Consider the following 18,577-nt stretch of genomic DNA (forward strand, 5'->3'; position numbering starts at 1 on the left):
CCAAAAGCTTATCGTGCTGTAACTATCAGCCGATTGTTGGCTAGCGTGGCCCGCGCGTGCCTAAAGTGGGTGGCATGGAAGGCGACGGCAACGGTTGGGTCGAAGGCCCCGCGGGCATGAAACTGTGGGGGCGCTTCGGCGCGTCCGGGCTCTTTTTGCAGGCAGGGGGCCGGGTTCTGCTGCAGCACCGCGCGACGTGGACAGCCCAGGGCGGCACCTGGGCGCTGCCCGGCGGGGCCCGCGACTCGCACGAGACTGTGGAGCAGACCGCGCTGCGCGAGACGGTGGAGGAGTGCGGGATTGACCCTTCCCTGATCACCGTGACCTCGGCGATGGTCACTGCCGGCCCGTTCCCGTCGGGCTGGACCTACACCACGGTGTTCGCGTCGACGAACACCGGCGAGCCGATCCCGGTGGAGCCGAACGAGGAGTCGGCGGAGCTGCGCTGGGTCCCGGTGGACGGGATCCGCGCCTTGCCGCTGCACCCGGGCTTCGAAGCGTCGCTCGACGCGGTTGTCGGGCATACTAAACCGCATGATTGACGTTCACAATCTGACCAAACACTACGGTCCGGTACGCGCGGTCGACGACCTGACGTTCACCGTCAAACCCGGCGTGGTCACGGGCTTCCTCGGCCCCAACGGCGCCGGCAAGTCCACGACGATGCGCATGATCCTCGGCCTCGATTCGCCCACCTCGGGCACGGCGCTTATCGACGGCTCCCCCTACGCATCCCTGAAACAGCCGGCACGCCGCGTCGGTGCGCTTCTCGACGCCAAAGGCGTGCACCCGAACCGCTCCGCGCGCGCCTCGCTTCTGTGGCAGGCCCAGGCCTCCGGCATCCCGGACGCGCGCGTCGACGAGGTCATGAGCCTCGTAGGATTGAGCGACGTGGCGTCCAAGCGCGCCGGGGGCTTTTCGCTCGGCATGGGCCAGCGCCTCGGCATCGCCTCGGCGCTTCTGGGGGACCCGGAATACCTGATCCTGGACGAGCCGGTCAACGGCCTCGACCCGGAGGGCATCCGCTGGGTGCGAGGGCTGCTGCGCGCCCTGGCCGATGAGGGCCGCACGATCTTGGTGTCCTCCCACCTGCTCGCGGAGATGGCGCAGACCGCCGATCACCTCATCGTGATTGGCCGCGGCAAGCTCGTGGCGGACACGTCGGTCCACGACTTCATCAAGGGCAACTCCGCGGTTACCACCGTCGTGCGCCCGGTGGACCCGGCCGCGATGGAGACCGCCCTGGCCGCGGCCGGGGTGAGCTTCGAGCGCGTCGTCGATGCTGAGGGCAGGCCGACGATCGCCGTGGCGGATCACACTTGCGACGAGATCGGCGCCGTGGCGTTTCGCGCCGGGGTGCAGCTCGCCGAGCTGAGCGAGCGCCGCGCCTCGCTCGAGGACGCCTACATCCGCTCCACCGAGGGCCACATCCAGTACCAGGCACAATCCCAGGACACCTCAGGAGGGAAACACCGTGCTTAACCTTGTGCGCGCAGAGTTTACGAAGCTGCGCTCGACCGCCTCCTTCTACTGGACCACCGGCCTGATCCTGGCCATCGCAGCCATTTTCGCCGTCGCGTTCGCCGCCCCGGCTGGGTCGTTGTACTTCCCGATCACCGTGATCATGGCGGTGAGCATGATCTCGGCGATCATCGTGATCGTGCAGTCGGCGATGGTGGTCACCACCGAGTACCGCTTCGGCCTGCAAACCACCAACTTCCGCCTCGCGCCGCAGCGCTGGCAGGTGGCCGTCGCCAAGCTGGCGCTCTACGCCGTGCTCGCCGCGCTGACCGTGCTGGTGGCGCTGATTATCGCCTTCACGCTTGCCGACGCCCTCGCCGACGTCCCCGCGAACTGGACCTCCAACCCGGCGACGCTGCGCGCGCTGTGGGCCGTGCCGCTGGCGACCGCCACGCTGACCATGCTCACCCAGGGCGTCGGCTGGATCGTGCGCAACACCGCGGGCACCGTCACGTTGGTCTTCGCCTTCCAGTTCGTCGTGGAAACCATCGTCGGGTTCATCCCGGGCATCGGGCGCGATATTGCTCAGTACCTGCCGTTTTCCAACTACTACGCGTTCGTGACTAACGCGCCGGCGCAGCACGACAATGTGTGGGTTTCCTACGGCATTTTCCTCGCCTGGGCCGTGGTGGCCTGGGTGGCCGGCGTGGTGCTGCTGCACCGGCGCGACGCGTAAAAGGGTTTTTGACTGCCGATTACACCGCCCGCGCGGGCCCATTAATGCCACATCCGAATAGATGGCAATTGGTGCCCCAAAGCCCTTCTGGCCCGCCGAGAGCCGGTGTTATGTTCTCCGAAACAATTTGGTTGGCGAAATAACTTCGCCCGGTTGATTGAGGAGGATACGTGAGCGCATACACGTCCAAGCCCTACTACAAATGGATCATTCTGCTCGGTTCGTTTCTGGTGTATACCTTCGATGCGATGGAGATTCAAATTCTCTCCTACGCGCTTCCGGGCATCTCGGAGGAGTACGGAATCACTGCGATCAGGGCTGGACTGCTGGCTACGGCAACGCTGATCGGAATGGGGCTTAAGCGGTCCGGTGATGGGTTATATTGCGGACAACAGGGGCAGAAAGTTCGCCCTGTTGACCTGCCTCGTCTTGTTTGTCACCCTGACCGCCGCGATCTACGTCGTCCCCAGCTTCTCGCTGTTCATCTTCCTGCGCCTGCTAGCCGGCATCGGCCTCGGCGGCGTGTGGAGCGTGCTCTCGGCGTACGTCACGGAGACCTGGCCGGCGCACCAGCGCGGCAAGGCGATCGGCTTCGTGCTCGCGGCCTACCCAATCGGCAGCGCGCTGGCCGCCCAGCTGTCGTCCTTCCTCATGCCCGACTGGCGCCTGCTCTTCCTCATCGCCGGCCTGTCTGCGATGCTGCCGCTGGCCTTCGTGCTGATCGGCTTCCGCGAATCCGAGGTGTGGAAGCGCGACCGCGGGGTGACGCAGGAGGGCGAATCCGTCAGCATCAAGGCGCTGTTCACAGGCGGTCGGGCTCGCCTGACCATCATCGCCTCAATCGTCTGCATCCTGGTCATGGTGCCCTACTACGGCGCGACCACCTGGTTCCCGAGCTACCTCGCGCGCGAGCGAGCCTTTGACGCGCAGACCATCGGGAACCACTTCACCCTGATGTCCCTGACTGCGTTTTTGGGGTACTTCTTCTTCGGGTGGCTCGCGGACAAGGTGGGGCGCAAGCCGGCGATCATGGCCTCGCTGATCTCCACCGGCCTGCTGATCGCCGCCTACGGCTACTCCACCTCCCCGAGCATTCTCTGGGTTGTCGCCCCGCTGTACTCCTTCTGCATGGTGTTCCCCGGCCTGTTTGCCCCGTACATCAGCGAGCTCTACCCGACGCGGATGCGTACGACGGGCTCCGGCTTTACCTACAACGTCGGCCGCGGACTGTCGGCATTGGGGCCGATCGTGATGGGGGGCATCGCCACCGCCGCCTCCTTCTCCACCGGGATTGTCATCGCCGGCGGGTTGTTCCTCCTCGCCGCGGTGATCATGCTGACGCTGCCGCGCGTGGATGCGGTCACCGCCGACGACACCGAGGAGTTGGGCGAGCGCGAAGCAGTCGCCGTCTAAGCAGGACCTCATCGAAGCTGGCCCAGGCCTACTGCAGCGCCGAGGTCAGCTTCATCACGTTGTCAATGTAGCGGCGGTGCCACGGCCTGCGGCTCCATTCCTCCAAGGTCAGCTCGTCGGAGACGTTCATGTAGGTCCGGGCGAGCGTGTACAGGTCGTCGAGAAGCGAGCCCGAGGCCACGAACAGGGAACTTTCGTAGTTCAGCGAGAACGAGCGCATGTCCATGTTGGAGGAGCCGACGACGCCGACGAAGGTGTCGCGGCCGGGATCGGCTAGGGCGAACTTGGTGTGCAGGATGTACGGGGCGGGGAACTGCCAGATGTGCACGCCCGCGCGCAGGAGCTGCTCGTAGTAGGACGACTGCGCGTGGTTGACCATGAACTGGTCGGCCTTCTCGCCGACGAGCAAATCAACGCGCACCCCGCGGTAGCAGGCGGTGGTTACGGCCTCGAGCAGCGAATCCTCGGGCACGAAGTAGGGCGAGCACAGGATCAGGCGCTCGCGCGCGTGGTGGATCAAGGTGTTGAACATCCGCAGGTTCGGCTCGGTCTCGTAACCGGGGCCAGAGGGGATGAGCTGCACGATGTGCTCGCCAGGCTTATCGACGCCCAACCGACGCGGCGGCAGCAACTCAATCGCCTCACCGGACTCGGTGTACCAGTCGACCGCGAACATCGATTCCAGAGAGGTCACGATCGGCCCCTCGAACTCGATGAACACGTCGATCCACTGGCGTCCCGCCCGGCGGTGGTTGCGCATCAGGTAGCTGCGGTCGATGAGGTTGAGCGAACCCATCATCGCGATATGGCCGTCAACGATGACCACTTTGCGGTGGTTGCGCAGGTCGGGCCGGCGGAACCGGCCGCGCCACGGCTGCAGCGGCAGCATCAGGTACCAGTCGATGCCCGCGCGCGTCAGCTTGCGCGTCATGCGACGGTAGCCGGGGTACTTCTGTGAGCCGATGTGGTCGAGCAGCAGGCGTACGTGCACCCCGCGCGCCACCGCCCGCTCCATCGCCTCGAACACGATGCCGGTCGTGTCGTCCCAGGCCACGGCGTAGATTTCAACATCGACGTAGTTCTCGGAGGCGTCGATAAGCTGCGCGATGCGGCGAATCGCGAGCTCGTAGTCGGACCAGACGTGGCGCAGGTTGGCATCGACGGCGGGAAAGCCCGTCAGCGCGCGGTGCAGGCGCACGATGGCCTCCTTATCGGCGCCGAGGTTTGCGTCGGGGGGAAGGTCCGGGATGTCGGTGTGCACGTTGTCGATCTCGGCCCGGACGCGCTGCTGGATGCGGTGGCGGCGCCGGTTGAAAAAGTTCGAGCCCATCAGCAGGTACAGCGGCAGGCCTATGAACGGCAGCAGCAGAATGAGCAACAGCCACGCGTTCGCCGCCGAGGGGCGGCGGTTCGACGGCACGATGCCGATCATCACAAACTTGATCGCGTAATCGACCAGCATGGCCACGAGCTGCCAGTAACTGATATCCAGTGAGAATGACATGGCGGACCTAGCGCACTTCGTCGTAGGCGAACGCGGTGGTGTCAATGTCGGCGATCACCGGCGCGTGGTCGCTCGCGCCCTTGCCGCGGCGCTCGTCGACATCCACCCAGGCCTTGACCAGCTTGCTTGCCACAGGCGGGGTGGCCAGCAGGAAGTCGATCAGCATGCCCTGGTTCTTCTGAAACCGCATCGCCTTGTAGTCCCAAAACGAGTACGCGTCATCGTGGCGGATCTCCTCCAGGCCCGCCTCGAGCAGCATCTGGAAGGCAGCGCGCTCCGGCTCGGTAACGTGGGTTTTGCCCTCGAACCAGGCGATGTCCCACACGCTGTCGTCGCGCGGGGCGATGTTGAAGTCGCCGGTGAACAGTTGCGGCGTTTGCGCCTCGACCGCGTGCTGCAGCGAGTAGAGAAACTGCAGCTTGTAGTCGTAGTGTGGGTGGCCGATCTCCCGGCCATTGGGCACGTACAGCGAAAACACCTGCACCCCGCCGCACGTCGCGCCGACCGCGCGCGCCTCGACGTTGCCGTCATAAGCGGGCTGGTGGTCGAACTGGGTGTTAACGTCGTCCAAGCCCACACGGGAGGCTAGCGCGACGCCGTTCCACTGGTTGGTGCCCACGTGCGCGACCTCGTAGCCGGCGGCCTCGAACACGGCGTAGGGGAACTTCGCGTCGCTGGTTTTCGTCTCCTGCATGGCTAACACGTCGACGTCATTGCGTTCTAGAAAAGCGACGATGCGCTCGGCGCGGCTGCGCACCGAGTTGACGTTGAAGGTGGCTATCCGCATGCGTTTAACACTAACCCAGGAGGGCGTAGCGCTGCCGATGGTGTTCCACAAAACCCAGCTTCTGGTACAACCCGATCGCCGCGGCGTTGCCCGCGCGCACGTGCAGGTAGGCCTCGTCGGCGCCGTGGGACGCGCCCCACGCCATAAGCGCCGCCCCGAGCGCGGTGCCCAGGCCGCGGCGGCGCAGCGCGGGCGCGACCTCAACCGCGGAGTAACCCAGCCACACGCGCCCGTCTTCGGACTCGGTGAGGGTTGCCCTGGTCACGGCCACCGTATCGCCGTCGCGGGTGAGGCGGGCGTACGCGATGCGCCCGTCGATGGGGCGGATCGCGTCGGCGGGAAGCGGCTGGCCGCGGAAGTGGTACATCGACAGCCAGGCCTCATCGGGGGTATCCAGCACTTCGAAGTCCGCGGCGATCTCCCCGCCGTCGAGGTGCCGCGTCATCACCAGAATCTCCTCGCCAAGCTTCCACTGCGGCGTGAGGATTTTCAGTACCGGCTTGCCAATGCGCTCCGGGATCAGCAGCTGCAGCGGCTTGCCGCGCTGCCGGTAGAAATCGGTGAGCTCCTCCAGCGGCACCGGGTTGAAGCCCGCCGAGTAACCGATCGGGGTTGCTGAGTTGGAGCGCTCTGCGATGTCGGCTCCGGCGCGCGCGAGCCAGCCGTCGACAAGCCGCTGCTCCTGGCCGGGGAAGGCTTTGGCGTAGGCGACCTCGACGGCGCGGATGTCGCTGTTGCGCACCGTGCGCGGCGACAGCTTCTTCACGATGTGGACGTTGTCGATCTCAATCGCGTCTTTGAACGACGGGAACCCGCCGACCTCCTGCGGGCGAATCACCAGCGGATCGAGCGAGAGGACGTGGCCGATGACGTCGCTGGCGTGCTCGCCGATGCGCTGGCGCACCACCACCCGATCGCCCGGCGCGATGTCGTCCGAGCGGAAAAACCGGCTCATCAGTGGCCGAACGGGTCTTCGTCGGTGCCCGGTAGCCAGGTGCGGCCCGGGATGTTCCACTCGTTGTCGCGGATCACGCGCTTCGCCTCGCGCTTGTAGCGGCCGGTGAGCACGTCGGTGTAGACGAACCCGTCGAGGTGGCCCACCTCGTGCTGCAGGCAGCGGGCGAAAAACCCTTCGCCTTCCACCACGACTTCGTTGCCGTTCTCGTCCAGGCCGGTGACCTTCGCCCAGCTCGCGCGGTTGGTGGGCCACGACTCGCCCGGCACGGACAGGCAGCCCTCGTCGTCTTCGCCGTCGTCACGCGGCATGGTTTTGGGAACCTCGGAGGTCTCCAGCACCGGGTTGATCACGGTGCCGCGGCGCATCTGTTCGCCGTCGGGGCAGTGGTAAACGAACAGCCGCAGCGGAACACCAACCTGGTTCGCCGCCAGCCCGACGCCGTACGCGGCGTCCATAGTCTCGTGCATGTCCGCGATCAGTTCCTGCAGCTCGGCGACCGGCTGCTCGACCGGCTTCGTCGGCTCGTGCAACACCGGGTCGCCGTGGATCACGATGGGTCGAATTGTCATGCTTAATATATTAAGCATGCTTAGCGACGCCGACCTCACGCTCCTGGACTTCGAAGCCTCCGCCCCCAGGTCCGTCGGCGCCAAAGAAGACGCAATCCGATCCCGCCTGGGCCTTACCCCCATCCGCTACTACCAGCGACTCAACGTTCTGCTGGACTCCGCCGATGCGCTGGCGGCGCGGCCGCAGCTGGTGCGGCGGTTGCAGCGGGTGCGGGATAGCCGGTAGGGGTGCGGTAGTTTATGCGAGGTTGACCGTGACATTTGGGTGGGTGGGATTTCACGGTCAGCGGTGTTGGGTGGTTGGTGACCTGGGGTTTTGCCCCGTTGCAACCGTTGACCGTGACATTGCACTCGCCGGGATGTCACGGTCAACGGGATCAGTGGGTCGCCGACCTGGGATTTTGTGGCTGCGCGGTGGTTGACTGTGACATCCCACCGGCCGAGATGTCACACTCAGCGGGATCGGCCGGTTTCCGACCTGGGGTTTTGCCCCGCTGCAACCGTTGACCGTGACATTGCACCGGCTGAGATGTCACGGTCAGCGGTGTTGGGTGGTTGGTGACCTGGGGTTTTACACCGCAGCAACGGTTGACCGTGTCATTCCACCGGCTGAGATGTCACGGTCAGCGGGATCGGCCGGTTTCCGACCTGGGGTTTTACACCGCAGCAACGGTTGACCGTGTCATTCCACCGGCTGAGATGTCACGGTCAGCGGGATCGGCCAGTCACCGACCTGGGGTTTTGACCCGTTGCAACCGTTGACCGTGACATTGCACTCGCCGGGATGTCACACTCAACGGGGTCAGCCAGTCTCCGACCTGCGGTTTTTCGGTTGCGCAGTGGTTGACCGTGACATTGCACCGGCCCAAATGTCACACTCAGCGGAAACCCCCGGTCACCGACCTGGGGTTTTGCGCTGCGGCAACGGTTGACCGTGACATCCCACCGGCCGAGAGGTCACACTCAACAGGATCGGCCAGTCACCGACCTGGGGTTTTTCCCCGCTGCAACGGTTGACCGTGACATCCCACAGACCGAGATGTCACACTCAGCGGAAACCCCCGGTCACCAACCAGCGGTTTCACCCCCGCACCAACCGTTCACCGTGACATCCCACCCGCAAACAAACAACATCCCGCACCGGGGGAACCCGCGGGGCCTCCCGGCAGTCTAAGAGGCCATGTTCAACGCTATGGCGCAGGGGGATTGGCGCACACCATTGGCAGAAAAACTGATCGACTTGCGGAAATTGTCCCGCACGGATCCGCGGCGTCTCGACCCAACGAGCAACAACCTGGTGTGTCTGACCAGGCAAATCGCTATGCCGGCTGACGTGCACGCCGAGCTGCGCTTCCACGAAATGCGTTTCGTCGAGGCGCTCGCGAGGGGGCGCAATTCCTACGGTGCGGTGCTGGTCGGGCGTTCGGCCGCTCGCGTGCAGGGGATGTGGGTTGTGTCGATGTCGAGTGAACCGGTTGAGCTCGCGTTGCCGTCGGCGCATGTGCCTCCGTCCTACCGTTCGGCAGGTGGCGTGGTGTGTCGGCGCCGCCCAATTTCCCAGCACAATGTCATCCATGGTGTCCGAGTGACTCATCCGGTGCGCACGTTTATCGACATCGCGCGCGATCACGGTTTCGCGGAGGGGTTGATTGCGGCGGATTGGCTGCGCAGCCAGGGTTTTGAGCGGGGGCATTTGGTTGCGGCGGTGGAGAAGATGGGTCGGTTTCGTAATCTTTCGGTGGTGCGCAGGTGCATCGAGCATTCGTCGGCGGCGTCGGAGTCTCCGTATGAGTCGCTGGCCCGCGCGCTGTTTATCTGGGGGAAGGTGGGCGACATCGAGGTTCAGGTCGAGATTTGCGGGTTCAGGGTGGACTTGCTTATCGACGGCTGGGTGGCCGTGGAGATCGACGGGGATCTGAAGTATTCGCAGGATCCGGAGCAGACGATCATTCAGGAGTACAACCGGCAGAAGCAGATCGGAAATTTGGGGTTCGCGTTTATGCGCTACCGCCCGGAGGAGCTGCGGCGCGAACCTCGCCGGGTGTTGGCGGAGGTCCGGTCCACGTTGGAGTCCGGCGCGTCGCAATTACGCAACACCGCACTAAGGTAATAATGTGTCGGATGTGACTAATGTGAATCCTGGGAATGAATACCACGACGAGGTCGACGAGTACCGTGGCTCGCACCGCAGCGACGACGCGGCGCCCGCCCCTGCCGGTGGGGCAACCGCTGCCGCGGCGGGAGGTATCCCCAAGCGCGGTCTGGCGATGATCCTCATCGCCGTGGCCGCGATTCTGCTGCTCTGGGGCATCTACGCGCTGACTCAAAACGACAATGCGGGCACCAACGCAGCGCCGCAGACCACCATGCCGCAAAACACGGCCCCGCAGAACACCGCACCGCAAAACACGGCACCGCAGGCCACCGGTAGCGAAGCGCCAGCACCCGAAGGCGCCCAGCCGCCGGCGCAAGAAGCACCCGCAAACCGCCCGGAGCAGGAAGCACCCGCAATCGCCCCGGCCCTGACGCGCGAGAACGCCCAGGTGTTCGTCTACAACAACTCGCCGAACCCGGGCGCGGCCGGTTCGACAGCGGACCAGCTCGCGCCGCAGTACAACGTTGCTAACCGCAGTGCGGACTCGACGGCGATGAATCTGCCCGAGCAGCAGTACGGTATTTTCCCGGAGACCACGGTGTTCTACGACCCGTCGATTAGCGGCGCGGACCAGGTCGCGGCTGAGGTGGCCCGGCAGGTCAGCGGAGTGGCGAAGCCGATCAACGAGGTGCCGCAGGGCGCGTCGCTGCCGGCCGAGGTGCGCGGGAACCGCGAGGCGGTGTCTGTCGTGCTCGCCGGTTAGAATCACTGCATGGATCCGTTCCGCGATTTCGCAAGGTCTCCCAATCAGACGCTAGGCGTCGAGTGGGAGATCTGTCTCGTTGACCCCGACACCCGAGACCTGGTGCCCCGCGCCGCGGAGGTGATCGACGAGGTCACCGCCCGCCACCCCGACCTGCACCTCGAGCGTGAGTTTCTGCAGAACACCATCGAGCTGGTCACCCCGGTGTGCGCCAACGCGGGCGAGGCGGTGCGTTTCTTAAGCGACGCCACCCAGAAGGTGCGCGAGGTGGCGGAGGAGGAGAACCTGCGCCTATGGGCCTCGGGCGGGCACCCGTTTTCGGATTTCCGGCGGCAGCCGCTGAGCCCGAAGATTACTTACAAGGAGATCATCAACCGCACCCAGTACTGGGGTCAGCAGATGCTGCTGTGGGGCATTCACTGCCACATCGGCATCCGCCACGAGGACCGCGTGTGGCCGATCATCAACGCGGTGATGACCAAGTACCCGCACCTGCTCGCGATTTCGGCGTCCAGCCCGGGCTGGGACGGGATCGATACCGGCTACGCGTCGAACCGCACCATGCTCTACCAGCAGCTTCCCACCGCGGGCATGCCGTACCAGTTCACCACCTGGGACGAGTGGGTGCAGTTCATGCACGACCAGCAGACCTCAGGGGTGATCAACCACACCGGCAGCATGCATTTCGACGTCCGCCCCGCCGCGAAGTGGGGCACGATCGAGGTCCGCATCTCGGACGCCACCTCCAACCTGCGCGAGCTCGCCGGCATCGCCGCGCTGACGCACTGCCTGGTGGTCCACTTCGACCAGATGATTGATCGGGGCGAGGAGCTGCCGATCCTGCAGCCATGGCACGTGGCGGAAAACAAATGGCGTGGGGCGCGCTACGGCATGGAGGCGCTCGTGATCACCAGCCGCAACACCGATGAGCGCTGGGTGAGTGAAGAGCTGGTCGATCTCGTCGACGAGCTCACACCCGTCGCTAAGCAGCTAGGCTGCGTCGACGAGCTCAACCTCGTGCTGGAAATCCTCGAGCGCGGCGCGGGTTACCAGCGCCAGCGCAGGCTTTACGACGTCCACCGTGACTGGAAGCCCGCCGTCGACCTGACCTGCGACGAGCTGACCACCCTAACGTGGGATTAGGGGTTGCGCGCCGGGTTTTGATTCACGGTGAGCTCGTCCTCGTCGCCGTACAACCCCTCGAGGCGGGCGACGCGGCCGAGGCGCTGCGCGGTCACTGGGCTAGTCATCAGGGCGAAGATTGTCAGCAGGATGAGAATGCCGATGTCGCCGCGCTCGTGGAAGCTGAAGTCCTCCGCGCCAATGAGTCGGATGAGCGTGCCGACGACCATGAGAACCAGCCCGGTGGTCTGCGGCTTCGTGATCGCGTGGATGCGGGCCATGGTGGAGCGGAAGCGCACCGCGCCGACCGCGGCGGAGAGCACCATGAAGGCGCCGGGGAGGATGAAAATCAGCGAGATGACGTCGGTAATCACAGTGCATCATCCTTCTTGTGGAAGCGGGCGATCGCGGCAGACGCGATGAAGCCGAGCAGCGCGATGACGATCATCACGTTGACCACGGTGGTGTCCAGCGACCAACAAATGTACAGGGCCAAAACGCATTGCAGAGACGCGGCAATGGCGTCGTTGCCGATCGCGCGGTCGAGCGAGTTCGGGCCGACGACGACGCGCCAGGCGATGGTGAAGAAGCCAACGACCAAGGCTGCGGCGGCGATGCCCAGAAAGATGTTGTAGATAGTCGGATCCATCGTTCTAGCCCTTACTCTCGAAAATTTCGATCATGTCCTGCTCCAGGCGGGCGACGCTGTCTTTTTCACGCTCGACGTCGTTGGCGTCAAGGACGTGGATTGTCCATATGCGGTTGGCCACGTCGATGTCGCTGACGGACCCGCCGGGCTGCAGATTGTAGGCGCAGGTGGCCAAGTACAAGATGAGGTCATTGGACACACGCATCGGGACCTGCAGGATTGCACTCTTGGGTGGGGACTGCGGGCGAAGGGCCAGCCAGGCAACCTTTGCGGAGGCGACCATGAGGTCCGCGATCCACCGCAGAATAAACGTCAACAGCTTCGTCCACCGCACGCCGTGGTTGCCGCGCGGCACCCGGGGCATGGGCAGAAAGAGCACTATCGCGCTGCCGAGCAGGAACCCGGCGACGATGTTGCCGATGCTGATCTCGCCCATGAGCAAGACCCACATGATGGTCAGCCACAGCACAAAAAGCGCGTGGAAGCGAGTTCTGAGTCCGGTCATGGGTTATCTACTCCTTTGCCGCTGCGTCGTTGGGCGCTGGCCGGGGAACCGGGACGGTGGTGACCCCGGAAGGAGACGACTCCCTGTTCGCGTCGGCAGCATCGCTTCCCTCTACTGGCATCGTAGTGCGGTCGAGGGTGCGCGTCGGCTCCTCGAAGCCCGGCCGCAGGACGGCCTCCCGGTAAATCGTCGTGTCTTTAATCGACGATGCGGCCTGATCGGTCATCTCGGCAAAGGGGCCGGCGAACACCGTCAGGGACAGTGACGTCGCGATGAGCAGGATCGTCGACAAGAGCATGCCCGTGGGGATGCGGCCTGCGTGATCGCGTTCCTCGACGGTCACCTCGGAGTGCTTGCCGGACAGGGACGCCGGCCGGTCCACCGCCAGGTGGCCCTCGGGGGCGTCGGCACGGTCGCGCAAAAAGCCCTTGGAGAACACCAGGATCATGGTGTAGAGCGTCAGCAGCGAGGTGACAACCGTGCCGACGATCAGCGTCCACGCGAGCCAGGTACCTTCCATCGCGCCGGCCTCGATGAGTAGGACCTTGCCCAAAAACCCGGAGAACGGCGGGATGCCACCCATGTTCATTGCCGGGATGAAGAACAGGATCGCGATCACCGGGGCGGTGTAGATCATGGAACCCAGACGCCTGAGCTGCGAGCTTCCCGAGTGGCGCTCAATTAGGCTGACCACCAGGAACAGCGTCGTCTGGATCAAAATGTGGTGCACTGCGTAGAAGATCGCCCCGCCCCAGCCCGCGACCGAGCCCAGCGCGATACCAAAGAGCATGTAGCCGATGTGGCTGACCAGGGTAAACGAGAGCAGACGTTTGATCTGGTTCTGGGCCAGGGCGCCCATGATGCCCATGATCATCGTCGCCAGAGCGACCCACATCAGCATCGTGTCCAGTGACCCATCGGTGAATACGACGGAGCGCATGCGGATGATCGCGTAGACACCGACCTTGGTCAGCAGGCCCGCGAACACGGCCGTGACAAGGGAGGCCGCGCTGGGATACGAGTCGGGCAACCACGCGTCGAGGGGGAACGCGGCGGCCTTGATGCCGAACGCAACCAGCAGCGTCGCAAAGATCGCGGCGCGCGTTCCCTCCGGCAGTTCCTCCATGCGCATGCCCGCGTGTGCCATATTCACCGTTCCCACCGAGGCGTAGATCAGGGCCAGGGCGATAAGGAAGATCATGGACGACGCCATCGAGACCATCACGTAGCCAATTCCGGCCCGGACACGCGAGGCGGTCGCGCCCAGGGTGAGCAGGACGTAGGAGGCAACGAGGAAGATCTCAAAGCCGACGTAGAGGTTGAACAGGTCCCCGGCGAGAAATGCCAGGTTCACGCCCATGGTTAACAGCATGTAGGTCGGCAGGAAGACGGCCACGGGGTCGTCCTCGTTGCCGTCGCGCAAACCCTGGGCAATGCCGAACCACATCACGGCGAACAGCACGATCGCGGAGACGAGCAGCATGATTGCTGAGAGCCGGTCCGCGACCAGCGTGATGCCGATCGGTGCGTCCCACCCGCCGAGCTGGAGGGTTTGAATGCCGTAGGTCGTGGTCACGATCAGCAGCGACGCCGCGACAAAGGCGAGCGTGAGCAGCGTGAGAAACGCGATCGTGCGCTGCAGCGCAAGCTTCCTGCCCGAGAGCAGGATCAGCGCCGCCGCAACCGCCGGCAGCAGGACCGGGACCGGAATGAGGTAGGCCACTGCGGGCAGTAGCCACTGCGCGTAGCTTTGGAAAGACTCAGTCATCTTGGTCGGCCCCTCTCACGGGTTCTTCAAAGGAGCGGGGCCCAAAGTTGTCGCCGAGCGCGCTGGTGCGCCCGGTGTGGGGATCTGCGGAGGCGTCGTGGTCGGGCTGCGCCGACGCGGTCGTCGGTCGCGCCGCAACGGCCCTGTCCTCTTCGTCCGGCGCAATCAGGTCATCCACGCGGTAACGGAATTGGCGGTACGCCAACGCGAGCATGAAAGACACCATCGCCATGGAAATCACGATCGCGGTCAGGATCATCGCCTGGGAGAGCGGATCCGCCATGTCGTCCTGGTAGCGCTCCGTGGTGCGGCCGGTGATCGGTGGTGACCCGGCCTGGCCGCCAGCCTGCAGGATGAGCAGGTTGGCGCCGTTGCCGAGCAGCATGATGCCCATGATCATGCGGGTCATCGCGCGGTCCAGCAGGAGGTAGACCCCGGCGGAGATCAGAACGCCGGCTGCGATGAGCAGGAACAGGTTGGCAGCCATTTAGTCTCCTTTGCTCTCTAGTGTGCTGGTGCGCTGGGGGGCGTCGACAAGCGCGCCGCCGCTTAAGCCAGCGCCATCGGGCAACCGCGCCGCGCGCCTCGAACGCTGCTCGGCGCGGCGCTTCTCGTTCTTCTGCAGAAGTTCGCGCGCACGCTGGCGGGCGCGTGCCTTGCGGTCCTCTTCTTCGCGGTCGAGGTACCCGCCGACGGAGTTGAGGATGTGCATGATCAGGCCGATGACGATGACGTAGACGCCAGCGTCGAAAAGCAGCGCGGACGGCAGGGACACCGAGCCGATCAGCGGCACCTCGGGGGCGATGTAGGCGGTGGTCAGCGGCGGTAAGCCGAAGAACATCGGGATGACAACCGCCGAGGAAGACAGAATTAGGCCGGTGCCCAGGATCGCCTCGGGGTTGACCGGTAGCGCGTCTTCGACTTCCTTGCGTCCGCCTGCGAGGTAGCGCAGCGCGAAGGCGAGCGCGGCGACGAGGCCACCGGCGAACCCGCCGCCCGGTGCGTTGTGGCCGGAGAAGAAGAAGTAGGCCGACAGCAGCATCATCGAGGGGAAGAGGATGCGCGAAGAAACCAGCACCATGATGTGGCGGTTCTGCTCGGTTTCGGTGCCGACCTGCGAGGACAGCCAGCGTGGGACGGTTGTCGAGAGCACTGGGCGTCTCGACGGCCGGTGGAACTCGCCCGTGCCGAAAATCAGGCTGGCCACACCCGTCGCGGCGATCGCGATGACCGTGATCTCGCCGAATGTGTCGAACGCGCGCAGGTCAACCAGCAGCACGTTGACAACGTTGCGGCCGTGCCCGATCTCGTAGGCCAGTTCGGGCATCGCGTTGGAGACAGGCTCCGCAATGCGGGAGGAAATCGCGGTCATGGCCACGATCACGACGGACACACCGGTGCCGATCGCGAGCCAGGCGCGCAGGCGCACATCCGAGTCGCGGCGCGGCTCCAGGTTGGCGGGCAGCTTTCGCAGCACCAGCATGAAAATCACCATCAGGATCGTCTCCACCAGGATCTGGGTCAACGCCAGGTCAGGGGCGCCGTGCATGGCGAAGAGCAGCGCGGTGGAAAAACCAGTCAGGCCCACCAGGATGACGCCGGAGAGGCGGTTGCGTTGGAACACGGCGGCGACCGCGATCAGGCAGAGCAAAACGGAGGTCAGTGCTTGCCACGGGGTGTCCCAGACGATGATGCGGATGTCGTTGGACTCACCGAGAATCATCGCGCCGAGCGGCACGACGGCGAGAACCAGGAAGATGGTCGCAAGGTTGAACGTCAGCGAACCGCGCTGGGTGGAGGCGGTCAGGCGCAGCGATGTGATGCTCAGGGCGCGGACGATGTTGTCCCACACCGCGTTGGCGTCGCCAAGCGCTGGGCGCTCGAACTGGGCTCCGGCGACAAGCTGGCGCTGCCAGTACATGATGGAGCCGCCGGCGATGATCACGGCGGTTAGCAGCAGCGGGATGGTGATCCCGTGCCACAGCGCGAGCTCCTTGCCTTCCGTATCGGGGAAGCGGACGTCAAGATAGTCGTTGAAGGCGCCGCTGATCCACCCCGGGAACGGGCCGAGGAACGCGGTGAACACCGTCAGAATCGCCGGGGAGAGCCACAGCGACGGGCCGATCGGGTGCATCTTCTCGACGGCTTCGGAGACGCCAGGTTCCTTGGTGGAAAATGCCCCGAAGACGAAGTACAGTGAGTACGCCATGGTGAGGATCGAGCCGACGACCAGGCCGGTGAGCAGCATGTAACCGGGCATGCCGCGGAGCAGCTCCTCGTGCAGGACGGCTTCCAGCGCGGCTTCCTTGGCCACGAATCCGAACAACGGTGGGATGCCGGCCATGGATGCGGCGGAGATAATCGCCAGCGCCGCAAGCAGCGGCTCCTTCTTGCCCAGGCCGGAGAGCTTACGGATATCGCGGGTGCCCGTGGTGTGGTCGATCGCGCCGACGACCATGAACAGCGCTGCCTTGAACAGGGAGTGCCCGATGGTCAGCGCCAAACCCGCCATCGTCGCCTCGCGCGAACCGATGCCGATCACGCTGATGATGAAGCCGAGCTGTGAGACCGTGCCGTAGGCGAGGATCAGCTTCAGATCCTTCTGTTTGAGCGCCATCCAGCCGCCGAGCAACATGGTGAAGATTCCGGTGCCGCACACCACGATGTGCCAGGTCGGCACGGCGGCCATGTCGGGCGCGAGGCGGGCGACGATGTAGATGCCGGCCTTGACCATGGCAGCGGAGTGCAGGTAGGCGGAGACTGGGGTCGGCGCGGCCATCGCACCGGGCAGCCAGAAGTGGAACGGCGCCTGTGCCGCCTTCGTCAGGGCGCCGAGCATGATGAGCACGATCGCGGCCGCGATTCCCGGCGTCGCTGCTAGGTTGCCGAACTGCGCGATCTCGGATAGCCGCCAGATATCCGTCTGGTGGCCGAACAAGATGATGCCCACCAGCATGGCGAGGCCGCCGAAAGTGGTCACCATCAGGGCTTGCAGCGCGGCGCGGCGTGACGACGCTCGTTCACCGTAGTAGGAGACCAACAGGTACGACAGCACCGACGTCAGCTCCCAGAAGACATACATCAACAGGAAGTTGTCGGAGATGATGAGCCCGTACATCACCATGGCGAACATGGCCAGCTGTGCGCCGAAGACGGCGAGGCGTCGCGGGTTGGAGTCGAAGTAACCCCAGCAGTAGAACAGCACGAGCGCGCCGCAGCCGAGCACGATGAGGCTGAATAAACCTGATAGAGCGTCGAGGCGGAAATCCAGGTTGAGGTGCGCGATGGGCATCCACTCGTACGACGCGAGGATTTCGCCGCCGGCGGCGAAGACTCCTTTATGGAACAGGCTCGCGACCCATACGAAGCCGGCGAGCGGGACCAAGGCGACGATTACGAACGTGATACGCCCGATGAGCCGCAGCAAAATGGGGGCGACGACGGACGCGACAATCAGCGCTACCAGTAGAGTTAGCACAACGCGTACCCCTCCTCATTATCTATATGGACGGGACAGGGGGCTGCGCCCGCTACATTATGCCCTCCGAGTTGGGGCTCGGAGCGGTTTCGAGTGGCGGCGTCTACGGCAATGGTTCAACTGCCGTAAAAGCGGCGCGGCCAACCAACGTAGATTAGGTTACCAGTTCTTAAAAGTTGCCGTAGATGCGCTGCGCGCCCGAGGACAGGGCCGCGGCGATGGAGTGCGCGGGGCTGTGGCCGAACCCGACGGCCCATGCAGTGCGGTTGTGGTTGACCTGGTGCGCAACTTTGACGCAGGTCAGGGTGGCTTCGAACAGGTTGATCTGATGGAACGCCAGGATTTCGACGTAGCGCCCGTTGGTGCTCAGGATCTCGCTGATTGCGGCGGTCGGGCCGGTTGCTATGACTTCGCAAACAGAGGTCGAAGGCGACTTGGTCTTGGAGGTGTGGGTGATCTCCGCGGTGTAGTGGTGATCGCTCCAGTTCAGCTTCTCGATGTTCGTCAGCCCGATGTGCATCGTCGGGGTCGGAGCGTAGGTGGCCTTGAAAAGGCCCCAGTCCATGCCCTGGGCTTCCGCGCGCAGTTCCTTCGGCAGCTTCTGATCAATTTCGAAGCGGATCTGGAACGGGTCGCGATCCTCGGTCGGGGCAAAAGCGGTAGTAAATCGCGTGGAGGGAGCAGTACTGGTGACAGTCGGAGCCATTGTGCCGGTGTCCTTCGTGTGAGGGGTACGGGGTTAGGCCGGTCCTTGAATCTGGGTTGCCCT

The 18,577-nt window shown here is 64.6% G+C and carries 19 protein-coding genes; 8 read left to right on the forward strand and 11 right to left on the reverse strand.

Going from position 1 to position 18,577, the window contains the following annotated elements; genetic code table 11:
* The first annotated feature begins 74 nt into the window (after positions 1-74).
* From E3227_RS05315 to E3227_RS05330, 4 genes are all read left to right on the forward strand, one after another.
* Positions 75-542, forward strand: a complete 468-nt coding sequence (locus tag E3227_RS05315) for an NUDIX domain-containing protein (RefSeq protein WP_144317799.1) — start codon at positions 75-77, stop codon at positions 540-542.
* Positions 535-1,482, forward strand: coding sequence for an ABC transporter ATP-binding protein (locus E3227_RS05320; RefSeq protein ID WP_144317800.1), 948 nt, complete (start codon positions 535-537; stop codon positions 1,480-1,482). The genes E3227_RS05315 and E3227_RS05320 overlap by 8 nt, the downstream gene beginning before the upstream one ends.
* On the forward strand, positions 1,475-2,197 hold the full coding sequence (locus tag E3227_RS05325) for an ABC transporter permease subunit (protein WP_144317801.1): 723 nt from the start codon (positions 1,475-1,477) through the stop codon (positions 2,195-2,197). The genes E3227_RS05320 and E3227_RS05325 overlap by 8 nt, the downstream gene beginning before the upstream one ends.
* A 372-nt stretch (positions 2,198-2,569) precedes the next feature.
* On the forward strand, positions 2,570-3,610 hold the full coding sequence (locus tag E3227_RS05330) for an MFS transporter (RefSeq protein ID WP_136648973.1): 1,041 nt from the start codon (positions 2,570-2,572) through the stop codon (positions 3,608-3,610).
* Positions 3,611-3,638: 28 nt separating this feature from the next.
* Here E3227_RS05330 and cls read toward each other — a convergent pair whose 3' ends face one another.
* The 4 genes from cls to E3227_RS05350 are packed head-to-tail and all read right to left on the reverse strand — an operon-like array spanning position 3,639 to position 7,428.
* Complete coding sequence (gene cls, locus E3227_RS05335; RefSeq protein WP_136648972.1) at positions 3,639-5,114, reverse strand: cardiolipin synthase; 1,476 nt, start codon at positions 5,112-5,114, stop codon at positions 3,639-3,641.
* 7 nt (positions 5,115-5,121) lie between these two features.
* Positions 5,122-5,901, reverse strand: coding sequence for an exodeoxyribonuclease III (locus E3227_RS05340; protein WP_136648971.1), 780 nt, complete (start codon positions 5,899-5,901; stop codon positions 5,122-5,124).
* Between the two features lie 10 nt (positions 5,902-5,911).
* Positions 5,912-6,856, reverse strand: coding sequence for an N-acetylglutamate synthase, CG3035 family (locus E3227_RS05345; RefSeq protein WP_136648970.1), 945 nt, complete (start codon positions 6,854-6,856; stop codon positions 5,912-5,914).
* Positions 6,856-7,428 carry a peptide deformylase gene (locus E3227_RS05350; RefSeq protein ID WP_211346257.1) on the reverse strand — a complete coding sequence of 191 codons (573 nt, stop codon included), beginning with the start codon at positions 7,426-7,428 and terminating at the stop codon, positions 6,856-6,858. Before E3227_RS05350 ends, E3227_RS05345 begins: the two co-directional genes overlap by 1 nt.
* Here E3227_RS05350 and E3227_RS05355 point away from each other — a divergent pair.
* The 4 genes from E3227_RS05355 (at position 7,427) to E3227_RS05370 (ending at position 11,429) form a co-directional block, all read left to right on the forward strand.
* The gene (locus E3227_RS05355; RefSeq protein WP_136648968.1) at positions 7,427-7,654 is read left to right on the forward strand and encodes a DUF3263 domain-containing protein; all 228 of its coding nucleotides are present in this window, start codon (positions 7,427-7,429) and stop codon (positions 7,652-7,654) included. The two genes, E3227_RS05350 and E3227_RS05355, sit on opposite strands and share 2 nt — an antisense overlap.
* Positions 7,655-8,608: 954 nt before the next feature.
* Positions 8,609-9,538 (forward strand): hypothetical protein, encoded by a 930-nt coding sequence (locus E3227_RS05360; protein WP_144317802.1) that lies wholly within the window; start codon positions 8,609-8,611, stop codon positions 9,536-9,538.
* A gap of 13 nt (positions 9,539-9,551) precedes the next feature.
* Positions 9,552-10,286, forward strand: a complete 735-nt coding sequence (locus tag E3227_RS05365; protein ID WP_144317803.1) for a LytR C-terminal domain-containing protein — start codon at positions 9,552-9,554, stop codon at positions 10,284-10,286.
* A gap of 9 nt (positions 10,287-10,295) precedes the next feature.
* Positions 10,296-11,429 carry a glutamate--cysteine ligase gene (locus E3227_RS05370; RefSeq protein WP_136648965.1) on the forward strand — a complete coding sequence of 378 codons (1,134 nt, stop codon included), beginning with the start codon at positions 10,296-10,298 and terminating at the stop codon, positions 11,427-11,429.
* Here E3227_RS05370 and E3227_RS05375 read toward each other — a convergent pair.
* The 7 genes from E3227_RS05375 to E3227_RS05405 form a co-directional block, all read right to left on the reverse strand.
* Entirely contained in the window at positions 11,426-11,734 is a 309-nt protein-coding gene (locus tag E3227_RS05375) for a monovalent cation/H(+) antiporter subunit G (protein ID WP_246062883.1), read from the reverse strand. The two genes, E3227_RS05370 and E3227_RS05375, sit on opposite strands and share 4 nt — an antisense overlap.
* A gap of 44 nt (positions 11,735-11,778) precedes the next feature.
* Positions 11,779-12,057, reverse strand: coding sequence for a monovalent cation/H+ antiporter complex subunit F (locus E3227_RS05380; protein ID WP_136648963.1), 279 nt, complete (start codon positions 12,055-12,057; stop codon positions 11,779-11,781).
* A 4-nt stretch (positions 12,058-12,061) separates the two neighbouring features.
* Positions 12,062-12,562, reverse strand: a complete 501-nt coding sequence (locus tag E3227_RS05385; protein ID WP_144317804.1) for a Na+/H+ antiporter subunit E — start codon at positions 12,560-12,562, stop codon at positions 12,062-12,064.
* 7 nt (positions 12,563-12,569) lie between these two features.
* Positions 12,570-14,330 carry a Na+/H+ antiporter subunit D gene (locus E3227_RS05390; RefSeq protein WP_144317805.1) on the reverse strand — a complete coding sequence of 587 codons (1,761 nt, stop codon included), beginning with the start codon at positions 14,328-14,330 and terminating at the stop codon, positions 12,570-12,572.
* Entirely contained in the window at positions 14,323-14,817 is a 495-nt protein-coding gene (locus E3227_RS05395; protein ID WP_144317806.1) for a Na(+)/H(+) antiporter subunit C, read from the reverse strand. Before E3227_RS05395 ends, E3227_RS05390 begins: the two co-directional genes overlap by 8 nt.
* The gene (locus tag E3227_RS05400; protein WP_144317807.1) at positions 14,818-17,808 is read right to left on the reverse strand and encodes a Na+/H+ antiporter subunit A; all 2,991 of its coding nucleotides are present in this window, start codon (positions 17,806-17,808) and stop codon (positions 14,818-14,820) included.
* A gap of 169 nt (positions 17,809-17,977) precedes the next feature.
* Positions 17,978-18,514 (reverse strand): acetyl-CoA acetyltransferase, encoded by a 537-nt coding sequence (locus tag E3227_RS05405; protein ID WP_144317808.1) that lies wholly within the window; start codon positions 18,512-18,514, stop codon positions 17,978-17,980.
* Between the last annotated feature and the right edge of the window lie 63 nt (positions 18,515-18,577).

This window comes from Corynebacterium sanguinis (genome assembly GCF_007641235.1).
GTDB classification, from domain to species: Bacteria; Actinomycetota; Actinomycetes; order Mycobacteriales; family Mycobacteriaceae; genus Corynebacterium; species Corynebacterium sanguinis.

Coding starts and splice junctions, on each gene's coding strand:
- E3227_RS05330 (WP_136648973.1), top strand. CDS start 2,570: ATGGGTTATATTGCGGACAACAGGGGCAGAAAGTTCGCCCTGTTGACC.
- E3227_RS05340 (WP_136648971.1), bottom strand. CDS start 5,901: ATGCGGATAGCCACCTTCAACGTCAACTCGGTGCGCAGCCGCGCCGAG.
- cls (WP_136648972.1), bottom strand. CDS start 5,114: ATGTCATTCTCACTGGATATCAGTTACTGGCAGCTCGTGGCCATGCTG.
- E3227_RS05375 (WP_246062883.1), bottom strand. CDS start 11,734: ATGGTGCTCTCCGCCGCGGTCGGCGCGGTGCGCTTCCGCTCCACCATG.
- E3227_RS05390 (WP_144317805.1), bottom strand. CDS start 14,330: ATGACTGAGTCTTTCCAAAGCTACGCGCAGTGGCTACTGCCCGCAGTG.
- E3227_RS05320 (WP_144317800.1), top strand. CDS start 535: ATGATTGACGTTCACAATCTGACCAAACACTACGGTCCGGTACGCGCG.
- E3227_RS05405 (WP_144317808.1), bottom strand. CDS start 18,514: ATGGCTCCGACTGTCACCAGTACTGCTCCCTCCACGCGATTTACTACC.
- E3227_RS05345 (WP_136648970.1), bottom strand. CDS start 6,856: ATGAGCCGGTTTTTCCGCTCGGACGACATCGCGCCGGGCGATCGGGTG.
- E3227_RS05380 (WP_136648963.1), bottom strand. CDS start 12,057: ATGGATCCGACTATCTACAACATCTTTCTGGGCATCGCCGCCGCAGCC.
- E3227_RS05350 (WP_211346257.1), bottom strand. CDS start 7,428: ATGACAATTCGACCCATCGTGATCCACGGCGACCCGGTGTTGCACGAG.
- E3227_RS05370 (WP_136648965.1), top strand. CDS start 10,296: ATGGATCCGTTCCGCGATTTCGCAAGGTCTCCCAATCAGACGCTAGGC.
- E3227_RS05385 (WP_144317804.1), bottom strand. CDS start 12,562: ATGACCGGACTCAGAACTCGCTTCCACGCGCTTTTTGTGCTGTGGCTG.
- E3227_RS05355 (WP_136648968.1), top strand. CDS start 7,427: ATGCTTAATATATTAAGCATGCTTAGCGACGCCGACCTCACGCTCCTG.
- E3227_RS05315 (WP_144317799.1), top strand. CDS start 75: ATGGAAGGCGACGGCAACGGTTGGGTCGAAGGCCCCGCGGGCATGAAA.
- E3227_RS05395 (WP_144317806.1), bottom strand. CDS start 14,817: ATGGCTGCCAACCTGTTCCTGCTCATCGCAGCCGGCGTTCTGATCTCC.
- E3227_RS05360 (WP_144317802.1), top strand. CDS start 8,609: ATGTTCAACGCTATGGCGCAGGGGGATTGGCGCACACCATTGGCAGAA.